This is a genomic window from Candidatus Kinetoplastibacterium oncopeltii TCC290E, from assembly GCF_000340865.1.
Classification (GTDB): domain Bacteria; phylum Pseudomonadota; class Gammaproteobacteria; order Burkholderiales; family Burkholderiaceae_B; genus Kinetoplastidibacterium; species Kinetoplastidibacterium stringomonadis.
Genome location: NC_020299.1, coordinates 317424 through 336609 on the forward strand (window position 1 = coordinate 317424; position 19186 = coordinate 336609).

Sequence of the window (19186 nt, forward strand, 5' to 3'; positions counted from 1 at the left end):
TTGGTTTTTTATAATGCAATTTCCAGAATCTTGGCTAAGATCTATAGTTAATCCTGATATTACAAGTAACGATCTAGCTGAAAAACTAACAATGGCTGGTCTAGAGGTAGAATACATATCTTATTCTGCAAGCACTTTCTCTAACAAAGTTATATCAGTTAAAATATTAGAACTGATAGTTTTGTCAGAAGGTAATGATGATTGCTATATATGTACAGTAGATAGTGGTTCTTCGCATGGCATTTGCTATGCTATATGTCATATTTCTTCCGTTAGATCTGGAATGATTCTTCCTATGTTCTGCATAGATCCAGATTCTTCTATATTTAATAAATATAAATCTTTATCGCTGGGTATAACCTTCAATGGTGTTATATGTTCCTCTGAGGAAGTAGGAATTTTAGATAGTGCTAAAAATCTACCAATATTGAATGAAAGTTTTATTCCTGGTATGGATTTAAATGACCTACTAAATATTGATAATATATTTACAATAAAATTAACACCTAATAGAGCTGATTGCTTGTCTATTGTCGGTTTAGCTAGAGAGGTCTCAGCCATAACTGACACCAAAATCAACTTACCTGAGTATAAATCCGTATCTGAATCTATAAATGATTTTTTACCGGTAAATATATCTTCTAATGGATTGTGTGGGCACTATTCTGGTAGAATCATACGTAATGTGAATGCAAACGTACTCACTCCTACTTGGATAAAGTCTAGATTAGAGAATTCTGGACAAAAAAGTATTTCAGTATTAGTAGATATATCTAATTACTTGATGTTGGAGTTTGGGATACCTTCTCATATCTATGATTTAGATTCCATAAAAGGTAGTTTGAATGTTCGTTGGTCTAATAATAGAGAAAGTATAAGCCTAATAGATGGCAAGAATATAATTCTTGATGAAAAAATAGGTGTTGTAAGTGACAACAATGGACCTATTTGTTTAGCTGGTATTATGGGTAGTAAAAAAACATCTGTTTGTATAGAAACTAAAAATATCTTTTTGGAATCTGCTTTTTGGTTTCCTAATGCTATTTTAGGAAAATCTAGATTATATAAAATAAACTCTGAATCAGCATATAGATTTGAACGTGGTGTCGATTATTCTAAAACACTAGATTTTATTAATATTTTAACTAGTTTAATAGTAGAGATTTGCGGAGGTATTGTCGGTCCTGTTTCCAACGTGATTAAAGAAATTCCTAATAAAAATCCTATAAAAATGAGGTTATCTCGTTGCAGGAAGGTACTAGGTATAGATATAAGCAGTGAGGATGTTAATTGTATATTTACAAAATTAGGTTTTCATTTCAAAGAATTTAATGAGATTTTTACTGTTGATTCTCCAACATACAGATTTGATATATCTATAGAAGAAGATTTGATTGAAGAAGTGGCAAGAATGTATGGTTATGAAAATATACCAATTTCTCCACCACTGACCAATATTAAAATGCTACCGGTCTCTGAAGAAAAATTAAATAGACATTATTTCAGTCATTTAATGGTTGATAGAGGATATCAGGAAGTTATAAATTATAGTTTTGTTGATGCTGAATGGGAGCGCGTATACTGCAATAATCTAGACCCAATAAAAATACTCAATCCTATCTCTAGCCACTTGTCTGTTATGAGATCTAGTCTTATTGCAGGTATAGTTAATAATATAATACATAATGCAAATAGACAATTGACTCGTGCTAGAGTCTTTGAGATGGGTAGAGTTTTTATTAAGGACGAATCTGTTGTTGATAATCATGAGGATATAAGTGGTATTCGCCAGTCATTTTTTCTATCTGGTGCTGCTTGGGGTTCTGTTGTTGAAGATCAGTGGGGATTGAAGAAAAGATTAGTTGATTTCTATGATGTTAAATCTGATATTGAGTCTTTGTTTGGAAATACTTATTTAGATATAAAGTTTAAAAAGTGTTTTCATAATGCATTACATCCTGGTCGTAGTGCTAGTTTAGTTTTAAATGACAATAAAGTTGTTGGATGGATTGGAGAAATAAATCCCAAAATAACTTCTGATTCTGGATTATTAACTCCTCCAATTGTTTTTGAGATTGATTTAAAATACTTAATGGAAAGAAATTTGCCTTGTTTCAAACAATACTCAAAGCAACCAATAGTAACAAGAGACTTATCAATATGGTTGGATTTTGATATTGAGTTTCAATCAATTAAAGATGCAATTAATTTATTAATAAAATCTGATGATAATATCTCAATAGTTAAAGATTTTATAGTTTTTGATATATGGAATGATATTAATAATTCTATCAAAAAACAAAAAAGTATTACCATGCGTTTCTATATGCAAGATGTATTTACTTTAGATGAGGCGAGAATTTCTTTGTGTATGAGTCTTATATTGAATGAGCTTATCAAAGTTTTTAATGTCAGTCAGCGTGTATAATTTCATTAAGTTATTGGAGGCTATAGTGTCAGAATTTAACACTCTAACCAAAGCTAAATTAGCTAATTTATTATTTGAGAGGACTGGATTAACCAAGCGTGATTCTAAATTTATCATAGAATCTTTTTTTCAGGAAGTAGTAAAATTTTTGTCTGATGGATATAATGTTAAACTATCAGGTTTTGGTAATTTTCACTTATTAGATAAAAATAAAAGACCTGGAAGAAATCCAAGAACAGGCATATCATTTGATATTTCTGCTCGCAGAGTTGTATCCTTCCATGCTAGTAACAAGCTAAAGAGAAATATAAATAACAAAAACACGTTTTAGTTTTTTATATTAATAATTGTAACTGATAGTTAATATTTATTTTATTTGAGCTTTCTATGATGTCAGGAAATTTACCATCCATTCCTTCGAAACCCTATTTTACAGTAAAAGAAGTCTTAGATTTATGTGAAATCAAACAACATGTACTAAGATATTGGGATAGCGAGTTTATGCAGTCTGAGTTAATAAATAAAAGAATTAATCGTAGATTCTATAGTCGAAATGAATTGTTTTTGATAAAGCGTATAAAGGATTTGCTTTATAATAAAGGATTTACTATTCATAGAGTAAAGAATATGTTATCTAAAGTTAAAGACTGTTCTTACTATAATTTAAATTATGCTGTAAGCTTAACTGGTTCTGAATTAAATATATTAAATACAGAAATAGAGAAATCTATTGCTTTATTAGAAGATGCAATTATAGATTCTGAATAATTAAAAAAGTTTTAGTTCTAATTAATTATTTCGATAAGTTGTATCGTTTAAAATATTCTTTAGAAAATTATTTATACTGACTTTTTATTTATAGTTGAGGTAGTCATGTTATGTGTTTTTACAGTCAAAACGACATATTAGTAGATATATCGACTGCTGCTATGGATACTGGTGGTTACGGTGTATTCTTAAAAATAACATCTGATAGTGGTTCTGAGATTGATAATGTTTTCTCATATCTTGGTGATTGTGGGTCTTTATATGAGGCAGTCAATTTGGCCGAGATATTTGCTAATAAGTGGATAGATGAAAATTTAATAATGAATAATTGATAATTTATTTTCACGGCAAAAACTCTAACAAAATTCCATGATAATCAATTAATGTATTTAAATGGTAGTCGAAAAATAGTAATATAAAATCATTCTATCTAAAGCTTTAATCTATATGCATAAATAATTCATCTATACATATAGGTTATAGTTTTACTAATCTTTAATTAATCTTTCTGCAGACTCAACCGTATTTGTTAAAAGCATTGCTATCGTCATCGGGCCAACTCCTCCTGGAACCGGAGTTATGGAGCCGGCAATACTTTTGACAGATGTAAAATCTATATCTCCACATATTTTATTTTCTGAACTTCGATTAATACCAACATCTATTAATATAGATCCTGGTTTGATCATAGATCCGTTTATCATTTTCGGTTTTCCAACTGCAACTATAAGTATATCTGCCTTTCTGGTATGTGATTCAAGATCTTTTGTTTTTGAATTACATATTGTAACTGTTGCTCCTGCTTGAAGTAGGAGCATTGCTATAGGTTTTCCTACTATATTGCTTGCTCCAACGATAACTGCATTTGCTCCGCGTATATTAATATTTTCATTATTTATGATTTTCATTATTCCATATGGAGTACAAGGACAAAATAATGGATTTCCAGTCATTAATAATCCTGCGTTTAAAACATTAAATCCATCTACATCTTTATTATGATCTATTGCTTCTATTACCTTGTGTGTATCAATATGTTTAGGCAATGGCAGTTGGATAAGAATTCCATTTATTTTATTATCTTTATTTAGTCTATAAATATGTTTTAGTAATTCACTCTCTGATATATTATCTTGGTAATTTTCTTGCCTGGATATTATTCCAATTTTTTCGCACGCCTTAACTTTATTTCTAACATAGATTTGTGAGGCACTGCTTTCACCAACAAGGATTACAGCTAAACCAGGAGTTATTCCAATATTTTTTAATTTTTTTATTCTTTTTTCTAGATCATCGTATATTTGTTTTGATAATGCAAGACCGTCTATAATTTTAGTTTCCATGCTTATTAACCTATTTTGTTGAATGAAATTGTACATTTATTAAGTTAAATTTATTTGGCATAAGTATTTATTTTAGATATTGTAAATAATCAACTGCTTCTGGATAATATAGCATCTTTCTTATTTTAAACTAAATTTAAAATAAGATTTTGATTTATGAATACAATTAGGACTAAAGATATATAATTATGTGAAGTTATATTTTTTATTTAAAGTTCTATTTTGTTAATGCTTTTACTCATTTAGTAATAACTAAAACATGAGATAGTCATCATTAATATTATTTTTGTTATTTTTTAAAATTATTATTTTGTTTGAAATATTAATCAAACTTGGAGATATATAGCATGTCCTCTTTGTATCAAAATTCAGATAAAACAGAAGACGATAATGATCAAGAACGGAAAGAGTGGTTAGAATCATTAGAAGCTGTTTTGAATCATAAGGGGCCAGAACAAGCTCGCAATTTAATAGAGAGTTTAATTGAAAAACTACGTAGTCTCGGTATAAAGACACCAATCTCATTAAATACTGACTATGTCAATACAATACCAGTTCATTTACAGTCTATTCATCCTGGCAATCTAAAAATAGAGTCTAGGATAAATGCTTATATACGTTGGAATGCTATGGCAATGGTAGTTAAAGCAAATTGTCATAACCCAGAAGACGGAGGTAGTTTAGGTGGTCATATATCATCATTTGCTTCTTTAGCAACTATGATTGCCTGTGGCTATAATCATTTTTGGAAGTCTGACAATGGAGAAAAACTTGGTGATTTAGTATATTTTCAAGGACACTCTTCACCTGGAATATACAGTAGAGCTTATTTGGAAGGTTTTTTGTCTGAGAATCATCTTGATAATTTCCGTCAAGAGGTTAATGGAAATGGACTTCCATCATATCCACATCCTAGATTAATGCCAGATTTCTGGCAATTCCCTACAGTTTCTGTTGGTTTAAGTCCAATTATGGCAATATATCAAGCTAGATTCTTAAAATACTTGCATGCTAGAGGTATTCTCGATACTAGTGATCGCAAGGTATGGGTATTTTGCGGTGATGGTGAAATGGACGAACCTGAATCCTTAGGAGCTATTTCTTTAGCATCAAGAGAAAATCTAGATAATTTAATTTTTGTAGTAAATTGCAATCTTCAGCGTTTAGATGGACCAGTACGTGGTAACGGAAAGATAATTCAAGAGCTAGAAAGAATATTTATCGGAGCAGAGTGGAATGTCATAAAGCTGATTTGGGGAGGTTATTGGGATTCTTTATTAGATAATGATAAAGATGGAATACTCAGAAAGGTAATGCAAGAAACTGTTGATGGTGAGTACCAAACTTATAAGGCTAATGATGGCAAATTCGTAAGAGAGAATTTTTTTGGAAAACATCCAAAACTCTTAGAAGCTGTTTCACATATGAGTGACAGTGAAATATGGAGACTAAATAGAGGTGGACATGATCCTAATAAAGTTTATGCTGCTTTTAACTCTGCAAATAAACATGTAGGTCAACCCAGTATTATACTAGCTAAAACAATAAAAGGATACGGAGTAGGTCACTTTAGTCAATCTAGAAATGCAACTCATCAGCATAAAAAGTTAGATTTAGAATCTATACGTGAATTTAGAGATCGTTTTGGTATTCCTGTACCAGATGATAAGTTGGCAGATTTACCATATTTTAAACCTTCAGAAAATTCTCCTGAGATGAAATATATGAGAGATCATCGTCAAGCGCTTGGTGGTTATATGCCTCGTAGAAGACAAATGTCCGATGATATCATTAAGATTCCATCTTTAGAAACTTTCAGGCCTGTACTTGATCCGACTTCTAACGGTCGTGAAATATCAACTACTCAAGCTTTTGTTCGAATTTTGAATATAATATTACGAAGTGAGGAGATAGGTTCAAGAGTTGTCCCTATATTAGCAGATGAATCTAGAACTTTTGGTATGGAGGGTTTATTCAGACAACTAGGAATATATACACCTGGTGGTCAACGATATGAACCAGTTGATAAAGATCAGGTTATGTATTATAGAGAAACTAGTGATGGGCAGCTTCTACAAGAAGGTATTAATGAAGCAGGAGCAATGAGTTCTTGGATTGCAGCTGCTACTTCATACTCTACAAATAATTACACAATGATTCCATTCTTTATTTACTATTCAATGTTTGGATTTCAAAGAGTTTGTGATTTAGCATGGGCGGCTGCAGATATGAAAGCAAGAGGATTTTTACTTGGAGGAACATCTGGTAGAACTACTCTTAATGGAGAAGGATTGCAGCATGAAGATGGTCATAGTCACGTAATAGCATCAACAATACCAAGCTGTGTTTCATATGATCCTGCTTTTGCTCACGAGTTAGCAGTAATTATACATAGTGGTCTAAGGCGCATGATAGAGAATCAAGAAGACATATATTATTATATTACTCTCATGAATGAAAATTACGAGCAACCAGGTTTGATTGATGGAGATGAAGATGGTATATTGAAGGGAATTTATAAATTCCGTTCTGTGGGGTCTTGTAAAAATAGAGTTCAATTGTTAGGATCAGGGGCTATATTAAGAGAATCTATAGCCGCCCAAGATTTGCTAGAGTCTGAATGGGGTATTTCTTCTGATGTATGGAGCGTCACTAGTTTTACAGAATTAAGACGAGATGGTTTAGATGCGGAACGTTACAATTTACTGCAAAAGTCTCCAGATTCTTATAGAATTCCTTATATAACAGAAAAACTTTTAGATTCATCTGGTCCTATAATAGCTTCTACAGATTATATGAAATCTTTTGCTGATCAGATAAGATCTTTTATCCCTAAAGGAAGAGATTATTATGTACTTGGTACCGATGGTTTTGGAAGATCCGATTTTCGTTTCAAATTAAGAGAATATTTTGAAATAGATCGTCATTATATTGTTCTAAGTGCTTTGAAAGCATTAGCAAACAATGGAAAAATAGGATCTGATATACCAGGTAAAGCCATAATAAAATACGGAATTAATCCTGATAAAATTAATCCTCAAAGAGTTTAGGATAAAAATATGAGTGAAGTGATACAATTCAATATGCCAGATGTTGGCGATTCTAAAGATTTTGAGGTCATTGAAATAATGGTTTCAGTTGGTGATAAAATTCGTTTAGAGCAAGGTTTGATTACAGTTGAATCAGAAAAAGCTTCAATGGAAGTTCCCTCTAATGTAGAAGGTATAGTTAAATCTATTATTGTTAAAATTGGTGATAAAATATCGGAGAATTCTCCTATTTTGTCACTAGAAGTGGAAGGATCTATTAACAATTCAAAAAATTATAAGGATAATTATACTAATTCAAACGATCCTAAATCTTCAAAGCAAATCATAAATAAAAATATTATTCTGCAAAAAGATAGTATTGATAATGAAATAACTTCATTTAATGAAAATGTTATTAGTTATGCATCCCCATCTGTCAGAAAATTATCTAGAGATTTAGGAATAGATATTTCTAAAGTTGTTGGTTCTGGGAAAAAAGGTAGAATTTTACATGAAGATATTAACAAATTTATAAGAAATAAATTTGATAAAGAAAGTAATAATATTTCATTAAATAGTTATGATTTACCCAAAACCGATTTTTCGAAGTTTGGTGATTTTAATATCAAACCATTAAGTCGCATTAGAAAAATTTCTGCATCAAGATTACATAGCAATTGGGTAAACATACCTCATGTAACTAATAATGATGAAGCTGATATTACTGATCTCGAGCTATTTCGCAAAAAAATAAATCAGGAGAATTCTAATGATGGTTCCGCTAGAAAGCTTACTCTATTACCGTTTATAGTAAAAGCAGTTGTTTCTTCATTAAAAAAATTCCAAGATGTAAATTCTTCTTTGGAAGGCGATAATATTATATTAAAAAATTACTATAATATAGGCATAGCAGTTGATACTGATAATGGGTTAGTAGTTCCTGTAATACGTGACGCAGATAAAAAAGGATTGCTTGATATATCATCAGATATCAATTCATTATCGAAAAAAGCCCGTAACGGGACGTTATTACCTACAGAAATGCAAGGTGGTTGTTTTTCAATCTCGTCACTAGGTGGAATTGGTGGAATTTCATTTACTCCGATAATAAATGCACCTGAGGTAGCTATACTTGGTATATCAAAAGCTTTTATTAAACCAATATGGGATGGAAATCAGTTTATTCCAAAATTAATAATGCCAATATCATTGTCTTATGATCATAGAGTTGTTGATGGAGCACTAGCTGCTAGATTTAATGTCTATTTATGCAGTATTTTGAATGATTTTCGTCGTGTATTTTTGTAAACAATATATTAAATTAATATGAGCAATACTTATACAATAAAAGTACCAAGCTTGGGCGATATAACTGAAGCCCATGTAGTAGAGATCCTGGTTTCAGTAGGAGATTCGATAGAGGATGGACAGGACCTGATAACTTTGGAGTCCGAGAAATCAGTAATGAATGTTCCATCTACATGTAAAGGAATTATTAAAAATATAAAAGTAAAGAATGGAGATATAGTTCAATCTGGTACTGATTTTATTGACATTACTATCGATCAAAATATTATTTCGAAAAATAAACATATAAATCCCTTGATACATAATAATGATGATATTTCTGAGATAAATTGTGCTTTATTAGTACTAGGTTCAGGTCCTGGAGGTTATTCTGCAGCATTTCGTGCTGCAGATTTAGGATTAACAACGGTTATGGTAGAGAAACATTCTTCCTTAGGTGGTGTTTGTTTGAATGTTGGTTGCATTCCTACTAAGACTTTATTGCATAGTACTTCTTTGTTAGACAGCACAAAACATTTAAAAGATATGGGTATCAATATTGATCAAATAAATATTGATATAGAAAAATTAAATATCTATACAAACTCTATTAGATCAAAACTTTCTGATGGTCTAACTAACATGTCAAAAATGAGAAAAGTTAGCTTGATTAATGGTATAGGTGAATTTATTGATTCAAATAGTTTATATGTTAAATCTAAGAATGAGTCTCCTGATGTTATAGTTCGTTTTAAATATGCAATTATAGCTACTGGTAGCAGTCCAATAAGTCTTCCTTTTCTTCCTAAAGATGACAGAATAGTAAATTCTACTGGGTCGTTGAAGTTATCAAAAATTCCTAAAAAAATGTTGTTGATTGGTGGAGGTATAATAAGCCTTGAGATAGGCACAATATATTCTTCATTAGGAGCAAGTCTTGATTTAGTTGAAATATCCGATGGTTTAATGCTTGGGGCAGATAGAGATTTAGTTAATGCTTGGTATAGAATTAACTCTAATCGTTTTAATAGTTTAATGTTAAATACTAAGGTCATAAAGGCTGAGTCTAAAAAGAATGGTATTGAAGTTTACTTTGAAGGTAAAGATGCTCAAAATAGTGCTTGTTACGATTTAGTTTTACAGGCAGTTGGTAGAAAACCTAATAGTTTAAATATTGGTTTAGAAAAAATTGGTGTAACTGTAAATGAAAATGGTTTTATTATAGTAGACAATCAAATGCGTACCAATGTGAATAATATCTTTGCTATAGGTGATGTGGTTGGTAACCCAATGTTGGCCCATAAGGCAGTTCATGAAGCCCATGTTGCTGCTGAAAATATTTCTGGGAAAAATATATTTTTTGATACAAAAATTATTCCTTCTGTGGCTTATACTAATCCAGAAATAGCTTGGGTGGGTTTGTCTGAGGATGAGGCTAAGAAAAAAGGTATAAAGATAAAGAAAGGTATTTTCCCTTGGAGTGCATCTGGAAGAGCTATATCTATGAACGCCGATCAAGGATTAACAAAATTGATTTTTGACTATAAAAGTGAACGTATAATCGGTGGTGGTATTGTTGGGCCTCATGCTGGCGATTTAATTGGAGAGCTAGCGTTAGCAATTGAAATGGGATCTGATATTGTTGATATAGCCAAAACGATCCATCCTCATCCTACTCTCATTGAATCTATTCGTATGGCTGCTGAGTCCGCTATTGGTAGTTGTACTGATTTGCCTCCATCATCAATTGACAAGTAATTTTATAGAGAAAATTATTAAAAATTTTGAATAACATAACATATCATTAAGATCTTCTGATGGAATTAAACAGCTTTTTTGAGTTTTTTGGATACTATGTTCCTCAGCAATGCTGGGTTCAGAGTATTCTTGGTATTTTGATATTAATCTTAATATCGTTATTTTTGCAGATCCTTGTAGGATACTTAGTCTTATCAATTTCTAATAGATTATTAGTTCTTGGTGGATATGAGGATTGGAATAATGCTTTAGCTAAATACAATGTATATCAATACATAAGGTATTCAGTGCCATTTTTTGTTATTTCTGGAGGCATAGAGCTCATCCCTCATATAGATAAGCTTGCTGATTTTGTAGGTCGTTTAGCGAGAGCATCTGTTTTAATATATTTTTTCTTAGTATTAGGAGGTATTTTAAGTGTAGTACAAGATAGATATTCTTTTAGTACTATGGCTCAAACTCGTTCTATCAAAGGCTATATACAAATAGGCAAATTATTACTTGCTGTCATATGTATTGTGTTGGTTTTGTCTATATTAATAGATCGTTCTCCTCTATTAATGATTTCTGGTTTGGGAGCTTTATCTGCAGTATTGCTATTAGTATTTAAAGATACTTTGTTGTCATTAGTAGCTAGTACTCAACTTATAAGTAATGACATGCTAAGAATAGGTGATTGGATTGAAATGCCTCAGTCTAATGCTGAAGGTTTTGTTCGTGATATAGCATTACATACTGTAAAAGTTCAAAATTGGGATAATACATTCACCACAGTACCAACTTATAAATTATTTTCTGAAAGCTATAGAAATTACAGGCAAATGTTTGAGTCTGGCGGCAGAAGAATAAAAAGAAGTATGAATATTGATATCAATAGCATAAAATTCTTGAGTATTAATGAGGTTAGATCTTTAATGCATTTTAAGTTATTAGATGGATATTTCAACTCTAGAATATGCAGCTCTGAGTTGTTTAGTGATAACTCTAATAATAATATTTTTGATAAAACAAGCAGAAATAATGTAACTAATATTTGTGTTTTTAGGTATTATGCATTAGCTTTTCTAAAATCGCATCATGAATTGCGTAAAGATATGACCATGGTTGTACGTATGTTAGAGTCACAAAATGAAGGTGTTCCATTAGAAATATATTGCTTTACATCTTTAACAGCTTGGATTGAACATGAACGTATACAGGGAGATGTTTTTGATCATTTAATTACAATTTTGCCTGAGTTTAATTTATCAATGTATCAAAAACCTTCTGGGACTGATCTTCTAAAATCTAAAACATAGATTAATCGTTATTTAATTTTTAATTTAGTACAAGTTGAGTAATTTATGGATAAAGTTAAAATTGCTATAGCACAAATAAATTCTTGTGTTGGTGATATTGAAGGAAACACAAACAAAGTGCTATTATCAGCAAGTTCTGCTTGTGATGACGGAGTTGATTTGTTGGTTACTCCTGAGTTAGTAATTACAGGTTATCCTCCTGAGGATCTATTATTTAATATCGATTTCATTGAATGTCAGAATAATGCTATAAATAAATTAATAAATGAATCGATAAAATTTAAAAAATTAAATTTGCTAGTTGGTCACGTAATATACTTAAGCTCTAAATTAATATACAACGCAGCATCACTGATACATCAAGGTAATTTAATATTTACTTATTATAAATGTGCTCTACCTAATTACTCAGTTTTTGATGAAAAAAGATATTTTGATAATGGCAATAAACCGTCTATATTTTCTATTAAAGGTATTACCATAGGTGTAATTATATGCGAAGACTTATGGACCCCTGATGTTATGAAAATGTACAATGGTATGCAAATTGATGTTTTGACTGTTCTAAACGCTTCTCCTTTCGATATTAATAAAGAAGATAAAAGACTTGATATTGCTAAAAAATCTGCCAAAGAATTAAGTTGTGACATAGTATATGCTAATAGTGTAGGTGGTCAGGACGAACTAGTTTTCGACGGATCTTCTTTTATAATTAATAAAGAAGGTGATTATCTAAAGAAACTAAATTCTTGGCATGAAGATTACGATTATTACGAAGTTGGATTCACAAAAACTATTTCTTGTGTTAAGAAAGATTCTGAAGAATTTCGAATTTGGAATGCTCTAGTCCTGGGTCTTAGAGATTATATATACAAAAATAAATTTCCTGGGATTTTATTGGGATTATCAGGAGGAATAGATTCAGCATTAGCACTTTTAGTCGCAGTAGAGGCAGTTGGTTATGACAAAGTTAGTGCTATTATGATGCCGTCTTTATATACATCTGATGTCTCTATGGAGGATGCATTATCCTTAGCTAGCTATTTTAAAATAGACTATAGTATTATCAATATTGATGATATAGTTTCATCATTTAATAAGATCTTGTCGCACTCAATTCCATTGAATGATTCAACAGAAAATTATAATAATTCCACCTATGAGAATATTCAGGCTCGTATTAGGGGAGTTTTATTAATGGCCATATCTAATTCTAGTGGCAAATTAGTTTTAAATACAAGTAATAAATCTGAGACTAGTGTTGGATATTGTACTATTTATGGCGATATGGTAGGCGGATTTTCTGTTCTTAAAGATGTATCTAAATGTATGATATATAAACTTGCTAAATGGTATAATAGAAATAAAGAAATCATACCAAGAAGAATTATATCAAGAGCACCAACAGCCGAATTAAAATTCGATCAAACCGATCAAGATATCTTACCTCCATATGATGTTTTAGATAGCATATTAAAGTTGCATATTGTGGATCGTAAAACTAAAAAAGAAATAATAGATTCTGGTTATAGCAAAGATATTGTTTTAAAAGTATTTAGTCTATTACGATCTAGCGAATATAAACGTTATCAATCGCCACCAGGAATAAGAATAAGCGAACGTTCTTTCGGTAAAGACTGGAGATATCCTATAACAAATAAATTTTCTGGATAAACATAATATTATTGTTTGTGTATATGCTCAATTAACAGTTGTAAATGACTCTTGCCATTCCATATATTTTCATCAATTTTATATACTGCTTTTATATTTTCCGACAAATTATCTATATTATTAAACCAAATAGCATCGAATTTTATTTCTTCTCTTTTTAATATAAGTTTTTTGTGATGACCTTTGATCGTTTTCTGTGAAATTACTTTAAAATCATCGACAAATATTGGAGAAGGAAATCCTGATCCCCATACTTGCTTTTTTAATAAGCGAGAAATTTCCAGATTTGTATATTCGATTTCAAGAGAGCCATCAGTTTCAATTTTTGGTGTTATTTTACTATTATTAGTTATTGATTTTACTGTATTTTCGAATATTTCTGTGAACTCAACGTAGTCATTAATATTTAAAGTTAATCCTGCAGCCATAGCATGTCCACCAAAGTGTTTTATTATATTAGGATGATTTTTAGCTATGATATCTAGGATATCTCTTATATTTAAATCCATTACTGATCTGGCAGATCCTCTTATTTCAATATCACTAGAGTTTGCAAATACTATTGTTGGTTTCCAAAATCTCTCTTTTAGTTTTGATGCAACTAGTCCAACTACACCACTATGCCATTTTTCATTATAAATACATATGGTATTTTTTTCTTCAAATTTATTATAATCTGTTATGTCTGATAACGCTTCTTCGTTCATTTTATTCTCTATGGATCTACGATATTTGTTAATATTATCTAATTCCATTGCTATTTGCAGAGCTTCATCATATTCATCTGTTATCAGACATAATATTCCTAGGCTCATATCAGATAAACGTCCTGCTGCATTCAAACGTGGGGCTATATAGAATCCCAGGTCACAGCTATCAGCTTTATTTATTTGTCTATTTGCTATCTTAAATAATGCCTTTATACCTGGCTTTGTATAACCATTTCTTATCCTATTTAATCCTTGCGTAACTATTAAGCGATTATTAGCATCTAGCTTAACCAAATCTGCAATTGTACCTAATGCTACTAAATCTACTAATTCATTTAACTTCGGACCTGTATTATTACAATATATTTTTCGTCTACGCATTTCAGCTCTGACTGCTATCATTAAATAAAATATAACACCTACTCCTGATAAATTTTTAGAAGGAAATTTACAGTCAGGATGATTAGGATTTACTATAGATAATGCATTTGGAAGTTTAATTCCTGGAAGATGATGATCAGTAACTATAACCTGGATATTATTCTCATTTGCATACTGTATCCCATCAATGCTGGATATTCCATTATCAACCGTAAGAATTATGTCAGGTTTACATTTTCTATTTAATAATATTTGTTCAATAATATCTACAGATAGGCCATATCCATTTTTAAATCTATTAGGAACAATAAAATCAACATTTGCCTTCATTTCCCTTAATGCCCTTATTCCTAAAGCACATGCTGTTGCTCCATCACAATCGTAATCAGCTACTATCAATATGCTTTTATTTTCTATAATGGCATCGGTTAAATGTTTAGCAGCATCATTTACTTGATTTAAATAATTTGGTGGTATTAGGGATATCCAATCATATTGGATTTGATTTATATTGTTTATTCCTCTAGATGTCCATAATTTTGCTAGGAGAGGATGTATTCCAAATTTCTCCAACATATGAAGATATTTTTCTTCTACTGATCTTATTGTTACTATAGGTAATATTGCCATTTATTTTTTCTACCATAGCCATATATTATTCTTTTGAAGATATTTGGTACAGATATCTCAATTGAGATATCTGTACCAAATATCGTTAATGTTATATCTTTTTTTTTCTTATTATTTTTACTAAAAAGATGACTTTTTACTGAAAGGTCAATATTTGCTAATTTGTTTATCCATAATTCTATATTGTCATATATTTCTATATTTTCCAGATCATCTAATATTATGCCTTCGTATTTTTTAAAATTCCATGACATAGCCCCTCCATATAACCATAGTGAGTTTATTGTGTCTAAACCATTATTAAGTCTATTGATGTTTACATCATGTTTATTCCACATAATTTGTATTTCATTCAGTAATTTTCTCCAATTACTTAGTTTAGGTTTGTAATCTAAAAAATTATTTATATTCTTACCCGTTATTGATTTTGGACTAAAGGATTCAATATCAATATTATATGGTGGAAATAAACGCCATCTTTCAGGAGATATAAATTCAATTTTAAATTCTGATTTGCGTATAATAGGTAATATACTTTCAAGTAAAGATATACTTTCTCTACTGTCTAATTTTTCTATTTTTGGATTCGAAATTGTTGCTCCATTTATACCTACATCTAAATGAATTAGTTCTAGTAACCAAACTGGATAAGGATCATTAGGTTCTGTTTTGGCAAGGAAAGGTCCAAGACCTGATGAAAATAACTGATTTTTTTCATTTTCAAACCCACAGCTCTTTAATTTCCATTTTTCAAAGGCTGTACATCCATTTTCTTCTGTAGAATTAGAGAAATTTGATTTGGCATATGATGTATTTATAAATTCATATAGATAAGGTGCATAAGTTTGAATCATATCAAATGATTTTATATTCATTTCTTTAGGAAGTATAAGTCCTGGTATTATAATATTCATTTTCCGTAGTAATATATTATATTATTAATAATGTTTACTACATTATCACAAAGTATAGTATCTATATTACTTTGTAATATCTTATTTTAAGTGGTTATTAATATTGTGTTCAAATTACCTTATGAGTTATGGATAGCAGCAAAATATGTCGGGATTATAAAAAGAACTGGAGATAAATTTATTTCATTCATTTCTATTTCTTCAGTTATAGGTATATCACTTGGAGTTGCTGCTTTAGTAGTAGTGATATCTGTTATGAATGGTTTTCAGAAAGAAATAAAAGATAGAATTCTTTCCACAACATCTCATATAGAAATTTCTTCAAATAAGTTTCAATATAATGATTTGAAAAAAGATTTTATGAATAACGTTCTCGGCAAAGATTCATACAGTGGTATTTCTGCATATGCACCTTTTGTAGCAGCGCAAGCTATGCTTTTATCAGAATCAGGTTTGTCTAAAATAAGAGGAATTCAAGTTATCGGTATAGATTTGAAAAGCTACTTTGATGTCTCTGATTTGGAAAGGAATATCATCTTTGGTAATTTAGAAAATCTTGATTTAGAGAAATCTAACGGTGTTATTATCGGTAATGAGCTTTCTATGCTAATGAACATAAGTTTAGGAGATCGCTTAAGTATCATAACTCCAGATTTTTCATCTGATCTAAATTCTTTTGTACCAAAAACAAAACAATTACTTGTGACAGGTATTTTCAAATCTGGATATTATGATTACGATGCAAACGTTGTATTTATAGATATAAATAGTGCCTTTAAATTATTTTCAGAAAACTGTAGATGTGGAATTCGTATACTTTTAAACGACATACAAACAGCTCCTTATATAAGCAAGAAAATTAGCGATAGTTTAGATTGGAAATTTTTAGTGCAAGATTGGTCTTGTAGCAATAAAAATTTATTTATTGCTGTGCAAACAGAGAAACGTATGATGTTTATAATTTTATCGATGATCATTATTGTAGCTGCTTTTAATCTTTTTTCATCTTTAATTATGGTTGTCAAAGATAGAGAAAGTGAAATAGCTATTATGAGAACTATAGGTATTAGTTCTTTCAAGATATTAATCATATTTGTATCAGCAGGATTAATTATTGGTTTAATTGGTACTATTATTGGTATTATTTCAGGTATTTTCATACTATATAATCTGGATTCTTGTGTAAATCTTATTGAAAATGTTATGCAGATAGATTTTTTACCAGCTGATGTTTATTTTATTAATAATTTTCCTGTTGATATTAAAATTAGAGATATAATTTTAATATCTTGTTTATCTGTTTTATTATCTTTACTGGCAACTATTTTTCCTAGTTACAGAGCATCCAGATTACAACCTGCAAAAGTATTAAACCGTGTTAAATAAAAATGATTATGTTTTAAATATAGTTGACGTATGTAAATCTTATAGCGATCAGAATAATAAGATTAATATATTGAATAATATTAATCTTTCACTATTTAAATCTGAAATTCTTGCTATTATTGGATCCTCTGGTTCTGGTAAAAGTACTTTATTACATATAATTGGTCTTTTAGATTTACCAGATTCTGGATCAATTATCATAAATGGTTTAGACACAGCTAATTTTTCTAGAAGTGAGATAGACAGAATACATAACTATAGTATTAGTTTTATGTATCAATTTCATCATCTATTATCGGAATTTAATGTATTAGATAATGTTGCTTTGCCTATAATTATTCGAGATAATTCATATGAAAAGGCTCGTCAACTTGCTGAAAATTTATTAGAAAAATTAGGTTTAAGAGGTAAAGAGAAAAAATCTCCTTGTGAATTGTCAGGAGGAGAGCGTCAGAGAGTTGCCTTAGCAAGATCTTTAATTACTAAGCCGAATTGTGTAATAGCTGATGAGCCAACTGGGAACTTAGATAAAAAAAATTCTATGGTAATGTTTGATTATTTTTTAGAAATGAAAAATGAATATGGGACTTCTTTTATAATAGCGACACACGATTTAGAGCTTGCTTCCAAGGCTAATATAAGGATGTGTTTAGAATATGGAAATTTATCTTTTATTTGAGACAATATTAAATGTTTTTTATTGATACACATTGTCATTTAGATGATATTTTATTTAAATCTATTAGTGACCAAATATATCAAAAAGCACAATTTCTCGGAGTTAATATTATTCTTGTTCCATCTACGAATATCTATGGCTTTGATGATATTAAAAATCTATCTCATAATAACAGTGGTATTTTTTACTCTCTTGGAATACATCCTTTAAGTGTTATTCCAAATACTCATAGTAATTTGGATATTCTATATAAATTAGTAACTAATGTGATTAATGATAAAAAATTCATAGGAATTGGAGAAATAGGATTAGATTTTCGTAATATTTATGATGATAGAAATATCACTCTCCAGAAAGAATTTTTTGTCAAACAACTTTCAATAGCTGAAGAATTCAGTTTGCCTCTAATAATACATTCAGTGAAATCACAAGATATTTTGCTTGGTTTTTTAAAAAAAAGACATAATAGTGGTGGTATTATTCATTCATTCAGTGGAAGTTATCAGCAAGCAAATAGTTTTATTGATCTTGGTTTTCTGCTAGGTTTTGGTGGATCGATAACATACAAAAGAAATACGAGAGTACGTCATAATGTAAGTTCATTGCCTTTAACATCTATAGTTTTAGAGACAGATTCTCCATACATGTTGCCAAGTTGGCTGAATAAAGATGGGGGATTTTTTAATAGCCCCTGCGAGATAGCATCAATAGCTTCAGTCTTAGCAAATTTGCGTAACTGTAGTCTTGCTGAGATCGCAAATGTTACTACTAAAAATGTAGTTAATCTAATTCCTAAATTAAATTACTTCATTTGTAATAGCAAGTAATTTTATTGTATTTTTACTTAATACATAGAGAAAAGATGAATCTTCTAATGAATTAGCATTGTTTAGTTTTTAAA

15 protein-coding genes are annotated in these 19186 nt (G+C 30.0%); 12 read left to right on the plus strand and 3 right to left on the minus strand.

The features are described from left to right. The first annotated feature begins 13 nt into the window (after positions 1-13). The 4 genes from pheT (at position 14) to CONE_RS01515 (ending at position 3528) form a co-directional block, all read left to right on the plus strand. The gene (gene pheT, locus CONE_RS01500) at positions 14-2428 is read left to right on the plus strand and encodes a phenylalanine--tRNA ligase subunit beta (protein ID WP_015396983.1); all 2415 of its coding nucleotides are present in this window, start codon (positions 14-16) and stop codon (positions 2426-2428) included. Further along, on the plus strand, positions 2409-2759 hold the full coding sequence (locus tag CONE_RS01505; protein ID WP_015396984.1) for an integration host factor subunit alpha: 351 nt from the start codon (positions 2409-2411) through the stop codon (positions 2757-2759). Before pheT ends, CONE_RS01505 begins: the two co-directional genes overlap by 20 nt. A 59-nt stretch (positions 2760-2818) precedes the next feature. Further along, entirely contained in the window at positions 2819-3196 is a 378-nt protein-coding gene (locus tag CONE_RS01510; protein ID WP_015396985.1) for a MerR family transcriptional regulator, read from the plus strand. A gap of 110 nt (positions 3197-3306) precedes the next feature. After that, positions 3307-3528, plus strand: coding sequence for a hypothetical protein (locus CONE_RS01515; protein ID WP_015396986.1), 222 nt, complete (start codon positions 3307-3309; stop codon positions 3526-3528). Positions 3529-3684: 156 nt separating this feature from the next. On the opposite strand, the gene folD is transcribed toward CONE_RS01515, so the two are convergent. Further along, positions 3685-4539 carry a bifunctional methylenetetrahydrofolate dehydrogenase/methenyltetrahydrofolate cyclohydrolase FolD gene (folD, locus tag CONE_RS01520; protein ID WP_015396987.1) on the minus strand — a complete coding sequence of 285 codons (855 nt, stop codon included), beginning with the start codon at positions 4537-4539 and terminating at the stop codon, positions 3685-3687. Between the two features lie 347 nt (positions 4540-4886). Between folD and aceE the strand changes: the two genes are divergently transcribed. From aceE to CONE_RS01545, 5 genes are read left to right on the plus strand one after another with little or no spacing between them, the layout of a single operon-like run. Further along, the gene (aceE, locus tag CONE_RS01525) at positions 4887-7589 is read left to right on the plus strand and encodes a pyruvate dehydrogenase (acetyl-transferring), homodimeric type (RefSeq protein ID WP_015396988.1); all 2703 of its coding nucleotides are present in this window, start codon (positions 4887-4889) and stop codon (positions 7587-7589) included. A gap of 9 nt (positions 7590-7598) precedes the next feature. Next, positions 7599-8876 carry a dihydrolipoyllysine-residue acetyltransferase gene (locus tag CONE_RS01530; RefSeq protein WP_015396989.1) on the plus strand — a complete coding sequence of 426 codons (1278 nt, stop codon included), beginning with the start codon at positions 7599-7601 and terminating at the stop codon, positions 8874-8876. An 18-nt stretch (positions 8877-8894) separates the two neighbouring features. Next, on the plus strand, positions 8895-10613 hold the full coding sequence (gene lpdA / locus CONE_RS01535) for a dihydrolipoyl dehydrogenase (RefSeq protein WP_015396990.1): 1719 nt from the start codon (positions 8895-8897) through the stop codon (positions 10611-10613). Between the two features lie 59 nt (positions 10614-10672). After that, positions 10673-11911 carry a mechanosensitive ion channel family protein gene (locus CONE_RS01540; protein WP_015396991.1) on the plus strand — a complete coding sequence of 413 codons (1239 nt, stop codon included), beginning with the start codon at positions 10673-10675 and terminating at the stop codon, positions 11909-11911. Between the two features lie 45 nt (positions 11912-11956). After that, positions 11957-13585 carry an NAD+ synthase gene (locus CONE_RS01545; protein WP_015396992.1) on the plus strand — a complete coding sequence of 543 codons (1629 nt, stop codon included), beginning with the start codon at positions 11957-11959 and terminating at the stop codon, positions 13583-13585. A gap of 8 nt (positions 13586-13593) precedes the next feature. Here the strand turns inward: CONE_RS01545 and recJ are convergent, their stop codons facing one another. Continuing rightward, positions 13594-15306 (minus strand): single-stranded-DNA-specific exonuclease RecJ, encoded by a 1713-nt coding sequence (gene recJ / locus CONE_RS01550; protein WP_015396993.1) that lies wholly within the window; start codon positions 15304-15306, stop codon positions 13594-13596. After that, a complete protein-coding gene (locus CONE_RS01555; protein WP_015396994.1) occupies positions 15288-16220 on the minus strand; it encodes a hypothetical protein in 933 nt (310 codons plus the stop codon). The genes recJ and CONE_RS01555 overlap by 19 nt, the downstream gene beginning before the upstream one ends. 105 nt (positions 16221-16325) lie before the next feature. Between CONE_RS01555 and CONE_RS01560 the strand changes: the two genes are divergently transcribed. The 3 genes from CONE_RS01560 to CONE_RS01570 are packed head-to-tail and all read left to right on the plus strand — an operon-like array spanning position 16326 to position 19112. Then, complete coding sequence (locus CONE_RS01560; RefSeq protein ID WP_015396995.1) at positions 16326-17606, plus strand: lipoprotein-releasing ABC transporter permease subunit; 1281 nt, start codon at positions 16326-16328, stop codon at positions 17604-17606. Beyond that, positions 17596-18285: an ABC transporter ATP-binding protein gene (locus tag CONE_RS01565; protein WP_015396996.1), complete on the plus strand. Its 690-nt coding sequence runs from the start codon at positions 17596-17598 to the stop codon at positions 18283-18285. Before CONE_RS01560 ends, CONE_RS01565 begins: the two co-directional genes overlap by 11 nt. Before the next feature lie 11 nt (positions 18286-18296). Continuing rightward, positions 18297-19112, plus strand: coding sequence for a TatD family hydrolase (locus CONE_RS01570; RefSeq protein ID WP_015396997.1), 816 nt, complete (start codon positions 18297-18299; stop codon positions 19110-19112). Positions 19113-19186 lie beyond the last annotated feature (74 nt).

Excerpts from the sequence above, each read along its gene's own strand:
- lpdA (WP_015396990.1), top strand. The coding sequence starts at position 8,895 with ATGAGCAATACTTATACAATAAAAGTACCAAGCTTGGGCGATATAACT.
- CONE_RS01570 (WP_015396997.1), top strand. The coding sequence starts at position 18,297 with ATGTTTTTTATTGATACACATTGTCATTTAGATGATATTTTATTTAAA.
- folD (WP_015396987.1), bottom strand. The coding sequence starts at position 4,539 with ATGGAAACTAAAATTATAGACGGTCTTGCATTATCAAAACAAATATAC.
- pheT (WP_015396983.1), top strand. The coding sequence starts at position 14 with ATGCAATTTCCAGAATCTTGGCTAAGATCTATAGTTAATCCTGATATT.
- aceE (WP_015396988.1), top strand. The coding sequence starts at position 4,887 with ATGTCCTCTTTGTATCAAAATTCAGATAAAACAGAAGACGATAATGAT.
- CONE_RS01510 (WP_015396985.1), top strand. The coding sequence starts at position 2,819 with ATGTCAGGAAATTTACCATCCATTCCTTCGAAACCCTATTTTACAGTA.
- CONE_RS01530 (WP_015396989.1), top strand. The coding sequence starts at position 7,599 with ATGAGTGAAGTGATACAATTCAATATGCCAGATGTTGGCGATTCTAAA.
- recJ (WP_015396993.1), bottom strand. The coding sequence starts at position 15,306 with ATGGCAATATTACCTATAGTAACAATAAGATCAGTAGAAGAAAAATAT.
- CONE_RS01540 (WP_015396991.1), top strand. The coding sequence starts at position 10,673 with ATGGAATTAAACAGCTTTTTTGAGTTTTTTGGATACTATGTTCCTCAG.
- CONE_RS01545 (WP_015396992.1), top strand. The coding sequence starts at position 11,957 with ATGGATAAAGTTAAAATTGCTATAGCACAAATAAATTCTTGTGTTGGT.
- CONE_RS01555 (WP_015396994.1), bottom strand. The coding sequence starts at position 16,220 with ATGAATATTATAATACCAGGACTTATACTTCCTAAAGAAATGAATATA.
- CONE_RS01505 (WP_015396984.1), top strand. The coding sequence starts at position 2,409 with ATGTCAGTCAGCGTGTATAATTTCATTAAGTTATTGGAGGCTATAGTG.
- CONE_RS01515 (WP_015396986.1), top strand. The coding sequence starts at position 3,307 with ATGTGTTTTTACAGTCAAAACGACATATTAGTAGATATATCGACTGCT.